The organism is Bacillus sp. EE-W1 (assembly GCF_009760835.1).
Classification (GTDB): Bacteria; Bacillota; Bacilli; order Bacillales; family Bacillaceae_G; genus Bacillus_A; species Bacillus_A wiedmannii.
In genome coordinates this window covers 24,019-30,362 of sequence record NZ_WIPE01000003.1, presented here as the reverse complement: position 1 = coordinate 30,362, position 6,344 = coordinate 24,019, and the positions used below count along the sequence as shown (strand labels likewise).

The window sequence follows — 6,344 nt, the reverse complement described above, 5'->3', positions numbered from 1 at the left end:
ACGCTCTAGCCAGCTGAGCTACACCGCCATGTCGTCTTATTTAACGGACAATTAGTATCTTACCTCAGATATATTTTAAAGTCAACACATCTTGAAAACTTTTTTAAAAATATATTTTCACATATAAAAAAGCACCCCGAGCAATCGCCCTGGGTACCTCTCTATATGCTAAGAATTAAACGTTCTTATTATCCGCGACGTGCGCCACGGCCACCACGTTTAGATTCTGTGTTACGCTTTAAAGAAGTTAAACGATCTTCACTGTCCTTTAAGAAACGTGCCATCTTTTGCTCGAATGTTTCTTTTGGAGCTCGTTCGTTACCGCCGCCACGGTTATCTCTGTTGAAAGAACGATTACGTTGTGGACGTCCAGAACGTTGTTGATCGCCACCGCCACCGCGTTGGTATTCACCACGTGGACGATCTCCTTCTGTTTTTTCACGCTCTTTCGCTTTTTTAATAGATAGACCGATCTTACCATCTTTTTCAACGTTAATAACTTTTACTTCTACTTGGTCGCCCACTTTTAAGTGATCGTTAATATCTTTCACATAATTATCAGCAACTTCACTAATATGAACAAGACCCGTTAAGCCTTCTGGCAGCTCCACAAAAGCCCCAAAATTTGTAATACCTGTTACTTTACCCTGTAACTTGCTGCCTACCTCGATTGACATAAAAAAAATGCTCCTCCTTAGTGGTTAAAAAGTCAAATTTTACTTTATTATATATAATCCTAAAATATAGTGTCAATAAGACATACTCTACTTAGAAACAGGAAAAATTATCTCCCCTTTTCCAGAGAAGAAATAATCCCTTCTAGCAATCTTTAATACGTACTCTTCATCATTCAACTTTTGAACTTCGTCTTTTAGACTCTTTTCTTTATTCGTTAATGAATCCAGTTCTTTTTTCATGTCCTTAACTTTTGCTTCTTTTGCTCTAATGGAACTGTTTTGTTGATAAAACGTTACACTAATACTCGCAATAATTGTAAAAGCAAAGACAAGAAAAACCGCTAAACGGCGATAAAGTCGCTTCCTGTTCTCATCCGTTTGTATTATATGCTCTTTAACAGGATTTGGACTCTGTTTTTCGATTGTTCTTTGTCTCAGTTCCCTCATTTCCGAGGTCCCCCTAACTTCTTTTTTATACGCCCCCATAATTGGAAGATGTGTCCCTTCAATTTTGCTATATATTGCAGGAACCCTACATGTTTCATTATAAAAAGTTTAACACGATTAGGGAGAAGTTTCCATATGAGCGAAGCAATAAATCGAACAGGCCAGAAAAAAACTTTCCATATGAAAAGTAATATCCAAATCACCATTTTCCATAACACATGTCCAATTGAAAGCAGTATACGAAATAAGAATAATATAAATGCAATAAATAGCTGCGCTATAATAATAACAGGTTTTATCATGAGTAGCTTTATAATTTGAACAAAAAAGTGTGTTGTTTGCATAAAAATATAGATGAGAAAATTTAACAGTCTCATGTATATTGCTTTCAATAAGCTTTGATATGCCGCAAAACCACATAATAATGCCAAAAATACATATATACGTAGTTCAGCTTCATTTACAAGAAGCAGTACATAAAAAACGAATAATGCTTGGACAATCCAAAATAGTATATCATGAATAAATACAAGCCAACGTTTACGTTCTTGCCGCTTTAAAAATCGTTGGTATGTATCTAAAGACGCTCCAATCCAAGCACCCATTCCGATCATTGAGAGCATCGTATACAACTGAATTGTTAGGCTCATTTAAACAACTTACTAAAGAATCCTTTAGTTTTCTCCCCTTGATTCTCATCAATATACAGCATCTCATGAACTTTCCCTTTAATCGATACAACACCTTTTTCTACATCTAAATTTTTCATTTGCAAATTTTGACCACGAATTGTTAAAAAACCCATTACGGTCTCAAGTAAAAACTCCTCGCTATCAAAACTCTCTACCTGCTTTACACCGGTAATATCAATTACACGCCTGCCACGCATAATAATATCATGCTCTACCGAAACATTTTGTTGATTAGAAGACATAGGTGAGTAACCATTATCCACGTAAATCCCCCCATAGATTTATACTAGCTAATAGTAATGTATGAAGGGATAATTGATTTTAGAACAAGCCTTCTTCAGCCTTTACTTTTTCTTCGCGAACTAAACTATACATATTTGCTGCATCTTCTTTTTTAGTCGTTTCTTTCAATTCGTTTATTTTTACAGTTACTATTTTTTGACCAAAACGAATTGTTAATTCATCAGCTACTTTTACATCTGAACTCGCTTTTGCCACTTGACCATTAATTGATATTCTTCCTTGATCAGCTACTTCTTTCGCTAATGTTCTTCTTTTAATTAAACGTGATACTTTCAAAAACTTATCTAGACGCATATCAAATCCCCCTATTAACGCTCTGTTTGTTTTGCCTCTTCCCATAAAACGTCTAACTGCTCTAATGATAAATCTTGCATCTCTTTATTCATTTCAGCTACCTTTGCTTCCATGTATAAGAAACGACCGACGAATTTCTCATTCGTTGAACGTAACGCCTCTTCGGGATCTATTTTATAATGACGAGCTATATTCACAAACGCAAATAGTAAATCGCCAAATTCACCTAACATTTTCGCCTCATCCATATTTGTAACTTCTTGTTGGAACTCTTGCCATTCTTCTAAGGCTTTCTCTATCATCGGTTGTACATCAACCCAATCGAAACCAACTTTGCCAGCTTTTTTCTGGATTTCATAGGCGCGTAGTAACTGTGGCAAACTTTTTGGAACCCCATTTAAAACAGATTCTTTCACGAATCCTTTTTCTTGTTTTTTAATTTCTTCCCAATTGGCAATTACTTCATCGGCATTATTTACATCCGTATTCCCAAATACATGCGGGTGGCGGCGAACCATTTTCTCAGATAAAGTTCGAATAATATCATCTATAGAGAACCAACCTTCATCCTCCCCGATTTGAGCATGCAACATAACTTGTAATAATATATCACCCAGTTCTTCTACTAAGTGATCATCATCCTCTTCATCAATTGCTTCCAACACTTCATAAGCTTCCTCAATTAAATACTTCTTTAAAGATTGATGTGTTTGCTTTTTATCCCACGGACAACCATTCGGTCCACGAAGGTCTGCAATAATTTCTCTAAGCACATCAAACTGTTGATACAAGGACGCACGTTCTTTAACTGGTGGTACATATACACTCGTTAAATTATTCAACTCTGTTTCATGATCTAACATGTACAACGGCACCTTTTTAACTTGTTCAAATGAAGTCCCTGCAGCTGTTACGATATACACTTCATAATCATCTGATAGCATCTCCATTAATGTTAATTTCACATCAGATGCAACGAATGCGTCATATACTTGGCAAAAGATTAAATGTTGACGTAATTCTAATTGTCCTCTTTCAAATGATGTGGCGTCAATTAATTGGAATCCTTCAATCGGATCAATCTTTAGACTCGCAAACATAGGATCAAGGAAACTTTGTCCACCTTCAATGCGCACTTCAACATTCGCTACTTCACCTTTTTCCAACAGTAGCTGAACCGTTCTTTCCGCTACAAGCGGATGCCCTGGCACGGCATAGATGATTTCTGTGCCTTCAGCTTGTTCTAACAATGTATTGGCGATTGTTTCATATACAATTTCAAATGTATCATGCGCTTCATATACACTGTCAAAGGCTGTATATTGTATACCTTCTTTCTCCAACTCTTCTATAACGGGATGTTCCTTCGTTCTAACAAACATGTGATCTGCTTCTTTTATTTTTCGATATACACCCATCGTTAACTGATCTAACTCACCAGCACCTAATCCTAAAATAGTAATGATTCCACTCACAACCTGCCACCTCTATCCACTCTTCTTCAATGAACCTTCTTTTTTCTCTTTTTTCATAACGGTTCCTATTTCCGCTTTTGTAAATACACGTAATTTTAAAATTAAAAACACATATGTTAATCCACCGATAGCTACACCTAACAATGCCTCAAGTGTTGCAATTCCTCTATGCCTTGTATCAATTACTAATCCAGACATTTGCATCAAACGTATAAATATTATTAATACAAACCCCATACCGATACCACTAATAACTACACCTAACATATTACGCTTATCGATAAGCGGTTCGGATACAGCTTGCATAAGTAATGCACTATTTAGCACAGAAATTACAATTAACGCAACTAGTGTTGCAATTGCAGCTCCCTTCACACCAAAATACGGCATTAATGTATAATTTAAAGCTAACTTTAAACAACCCCCAAATATAACGAATATTGCTGGTTTTAATGTTTGTCCTAACCCTTGCAAAATAGAAGCAGTTGTAATCGACAATGAACTAAATAAAATAGATAAAGATAAAATGGATAAAACATCTGACCCATCACTATTTTCAAACAACATAATATTCGTAGGCTGAATAATACAAGTTAATCCAATGGCAGCTGCAAATCCAATAACAAATGTTATTTTCATTGCTAACTTTACCTTTTCTCGAATAAAGGAAAGATCTCCTCTTTCCTTCGCCGCTGTAATAATTGGAATAAGTGACAATGAGAAAGAAGTTGTCACGACAGTACCTAATTGCATAAGCGGGATACTTCTGTCGTAAACACCTTTTAATACCTTTGCACTTTCAGCTTGCTCTCCTGCCCCAATAAGTAAGGAATAGAAGGAAATGGAATCAGCCATTTGTATAAAAATAAGTACTAAGTTACTAACACAAATCGCCAATCCCTGCCAAAACAGAATTTTAATGATCCTCTTTTTTCCCTTAATTCTCTTTACACTCTTGAAAAATATAGAACGAAAGTCATGAAGCATATAAAGTACAAGTACGATAATCCCAATTAGTCCGCCTGCGATTGAACCTAACATAGCACCTGCACCGACTGTATATAAATCAAATCCGCGAGCAATTAGGAATAGAGATAAAAATACAATAATAGAAACACGAATTGTTTGTTCTATCACTTGCGAAACAGCTGTTGGCATCATATTATTGAACCCCTGAAAATATCCTCTTGCTACAGATAAAAACGGCATCAATATGAATGAAAATGAAATAACACGTAATAACTTATCTAAGTGTATATCACCCATGGCTGCTGCAATTGTTTCGGCACCAAAAAACAATGTAAAAAAGCCTACGAAACCAATTCCTAATAAAAACCAAAAAGATACACAGATAATTTCTTCTGCTTCTTGTTGTTTCCCTCGCTCTAATCGTTCCGCAACCATTTTTGAAATTATAATGGGGAACCCATAAGTAGCTAAAATTAAACAAAATCCATAAAACGGATAAATTTGTTGGTAAATATAAAAACCAATATCACCCGCTATATTTTGATATGGAATACGGTAAAAAGCGCTTAATACCTTTGTAACAAAACTTGCGATTGTTAATATAATAGCCCCACGCCAAAAGGCTTGATACTTCTTCGATTCCATACAAGAAAACTCCTTTTTCTATTCTCACCCCTCGTATTATATCATAAAGAAAAGGACAAGCTTCCTTGCCTACACGAGTAATAATACGTTCGTGCAACGCTAGAAATGTTCAACGAAAAAAGGTAGCAAAGCGCTACCTTCATTCAATATACATATATCTCCAAATATTTGATTTCTCAAAAAGAAATATCATAATTAGGAAAGATTGCTACTTCTAAAATTCGATATAGCCTTACTGCTCCATTTGTTTCGCTAAAAAGCTTGCAGCTGTATTTACTGACTTATGCTCTACTTCACTTATAATATCCTCTTTAGAGAAGATAACAACAGCTCCAATTGGATCCCCATTCGCAACAATCGGGCCAATTGTATAGGAACTCACTTTTTCCGTTACTCCATCAATAATTGAAATTTCGCTTTCATCTGTCATAATTACAGACTTACGCTCTTCCATTGTCTTCTCAATTAAATCGCCAACACTTTTATTTAAGTATTCTTTTTTAGATACGCCTGCTACTGCGATAACAGAATCACGATCGCATACAAGCACATTATGTCCTAAGCTATCGTATAAAGCTTCCGTATATTCCTTTGCAAAATTACCTAGTTCACTAATTGGAGAATATTTTTTCAAAATCACTTCTCCATCGCGATCAACAAATATTTCTAGTGGGTCTCCTTCTCGAATACGTAAAGTTCTACGAATTTCCTTCGGGATTACTACCCTACCTAAATCATCAATTCGACGTACGATTCCAGTTGCTTTCATTCTAATGCTGCCTCACTTTCTACTGATGATCAAAGTGGTGAATTTACCTGTTCATGTAAAAATCACCAACTGT

The 6,344-nt window shown here is 35.6% G+C and carries 8 protein-coding genes; all 8 read right to left on the bottom strand.

Features of this window, described 5'->3' with window-relative positions; all coding sequences use genetic code 11:
- Positions 1–188 precede the first annotated feature (188 nt).
- Positions 189–677, bottom strand: a complete 489-nt coding sequence (locus tag GFJ36_RS00255; protein ID WP_000021454.1) for a S1 domain-containing RNA-binding protein — start codon at positions 675–677, stop codon at positions 189–191.
- An 87-nt stretch (positions 678–764) separates the two neighbouring features.
- Positions 765–1,124, bottom strand: a complete 360-nt coding sequence (gene divIC, locus GFJ36_RS00250) for a cell division protein DivIC (RefSeq protein WP_001208737.1) — start codon at positions 1,122–1,124, stop codon at positions 765–767.
- On the bottom strand, positions 1,121–1,774 hold the full coding sequence (yabQ, locus tag GFJ36_RS00245; RefSeq protein ID WP_000059764.1) for a spore cortex biosynthesis protein YabQ: 654 nt from the start codon (positions 1,772–1,774) through the stop codon (positions 1,121–1,123). The genes divIC and yabQ overlap by 4 nt, the downstream gene beginning before the upstream one ends.
- The gene (gene yabP, locus GFJ36_RS00240; protein ID WP_000368630.1) at positions 1,771–2,079 is read right to left on the bottom strand and encodes a sporulation protein YabP; all 309 of its coding nucleotides are present in this window, start codon (positions 2,077–2,079) and stop codon (positions 1,771–1,773) included. Before yabP ends, yabQ begins: the two co-directional genes overlap by 4 nt.
- A gap of 58 nt (positions 2,080–2,137) precedes the next feature.
- Positions 2,138–2,413 (bottom strand): RNA-binding S4 domain-containing protein, encoded by a 276-nt coding sequence (locus GFJ36_RS00235; protein WP_001234876.1) that lies wholly within the window; start codon positions 2,411–2,413, stop codon positions 2,138–2,140.
- 14 nt (positions 2,414–2,427) lie between these two features.
- Positions 2,428–3,888 carry a bifunctional methyltransferase/pyrophosphohydrolase YabN gene (yabN, locus tag GFJ36_RS00230; protein ID WP_000014264.1) on the bottom strand — a complete coding sequence of 487 codons (1,461 nt, stop codon included), beginning with the start codon at positions 3,886–3,888 and terminating at the stop codon, positions 2,428–2,430.
- A gap of 12 nt (positions 3,889–3,900) precedes the next feature.
- Positions 3,901–5,502 (bottom strand): putative polysaccharide biosynthesis protein, encoded by a 1,602-nt coding sequence (locus tag GFJ36_RS00225; protein WP_157349419.1) that lies wholly within the window; start codon positions 5,500–5,502, stop codon positions 3,901–3,903.
- A 232-nt stretch (positions 5,503–5,734) separates the two neighbouring features.
- Complete coding sequence (gene spoVT / locus GFJ36_RS00220) at positions 5,735–6,271, bottom strand: stage V sporulation protein T (protein WP_088061461.1); 537 nt, start codon at positions 6,269–6,271, stop codon at positions 5,735–5,737.
- Positions 6,272–6,344: the final 73 nt, after the last annotated feature.

What these genes read in the sequence shown, in the direction of transcription:
- GFJ36_RS00255 (WP_000021454.1), bottom strand. Translation starts at nt 677, where the DNA reads ATGTCAATCGAGGTAGGCAGCAAGTTACAGGGTAAAGTAACAGGTATT.
- divIC (WP_001208737.1), bottom strand. Translation starts at nt 1,124, where the DNA reads ATGAGGGAACTGAGACAAAGAACAATCGAAAAACAGAGTCCAAATCCT.
- yabQ (WP_000059764.1), bottom strand. Translation starts at nt 1,774, where the DNA reads ATGAGCCTAACAATTCAGTTGTATACGATGCTCTCAATGATCGGAATG.
- GFJ36_RS00235 (WP_001234876.1), bottom strand. Translation starts at nt 2,413, where the DNA reads ATGCGTCTAGATAAGTTTTTGAAAGTATCACGTTTAATTAAAAGAAGA.
- GFJ36_RS00225 (WP_157349419.1), bottom strand. Translation starts at nt 5,502, where the DNA reads ATGGAATCGAAGAAGTATCAAGCCTTTTGGCGTGGGGCTATTATATTA.
- spoVT (WP_088061461.1), bottom strand. Translation starts at nt 6,271, where the DNA reads ATGAAAGCAACTGGAATCGTACGTCGAATTGATGATTTAGGTAGGGTA.